General features: G+C 55.4%; 1 protein-coding gene and 1 pseudogene. Both read left to right on the top strand.

What is annotated here, in order from left to right:
* Positions 1 to 310 precede the first annotated feature (310 nt).
* Entirely contained in the window at positions 311 to 853 is a 543-nt protein-coding gene (locus tag IVB48_RS35470) for a DUF2889 domain-containing protein (protein ID WP_247407599.1), read from the top strand.
* A pseudogene (locus tag IVB48_RS35465) lies at positions 854 to 969 on the top strand (IS110 family transposase); the annotation flags it as partial.

The following is a 969-nucleotide window of genomic DNA, read 5'->3' as shown; positions in this document are numbered from 1 at the left end:
CAAGCCCCTCGACATAGGCCGCAAACCGCGATTCACTCCCGTCCGATCTTGGGTGACCCATCCCAGCTCTCCATGCCGAAAAACGAATCTCCCGAAAATACCAGCAATTCCAGGATCAAAGATCGCGACTTTTTGACTCAGTAAGACTAGCTGTTCGATAGTCGCCTTGACGCCTGAATCCAAGTGAGATACATCTAGTGAGAGAACTAACTTGGGGTATACACAACCATGTTGAGATGGCCTCGCTTGCGAGCACGGCCGGGCCAATAGCATGGAGTGCCCGTTGCCGCTACATCTATGATAAGAGCCCATGCCGCTTCCTCCCCCTATTGAACGAGACGTCTTGCATCGTCGGTCCATAGAAGTGGTCGGCTATCGCCGTCGCGATCAACTCTGGGATATCGAGGCTCGCCTGATTGACTCAAAAGCCAATGCGTACGCGAATCCTTGGCGTGGAGAAGTGCCCCCGGGCGAACCAGTGCACGATATGTCGTTGCGACTGACCGTCGATACTGGCTTTAAAATTCGGGCGATCGAGGTTGCGAGCGACATGAATCCCTATCCGCCGTGCTCGGGAGCAGTGAGCGCGTTCGCTCAACTTGTGGGGCTCACGATAGGGCCCGGTTGGAAAAAGAAAATCAAAGAGCATATCGGTCAAACTGCGGGCTGCATTCACCTGGCTGAACTCCTAGGTCTTATCGGGTCGGTAATGTTCCAGACCATTCTGCAGGTGCTGGAGGATGAAGGGGCATTCAAAAAGTATCCTCGCCCCGGATTGATCGATAGTTGCTACGCATACCGGCGGAGCGGTGAGGTCGTAAGGCGATTATGGCCTAACTTACCGGCTGAGTAACGGGGCAAGACGGACGCTGCCGACGCCGAGGCGATCAGCGAAGCTGTGACCCGCAAGACTATGCGTTTCGTTCCGATCAACCGGCCGATCAGCAGGCGGCGGCCATGGTGCTGAAG

This window comes from Bradyrhizobium sp. 76 (genome assembly GCF_023073025.1).
GTDB lineage: Bacteria > Pseudomonadota > Alphaproteobacteria > Rhizobiales > Xanthobacteraceae > Bradyrhizobium.
The sequence above is the reverse complement of the archived record's forward strand: the minus strand, read 5'-3'. Positions and strand labels throughout refer to the sequence as shown.

Excerpts from the sequence above, each read along its gene's own strand:
- IVB48_RS35470 (WP_247407599.1), top strand. The coding sequence starts at position 311 with ATGCCGCTTCCTCCCCCTATTGAACGAGACGTCTTGCATCGTCGGTCC.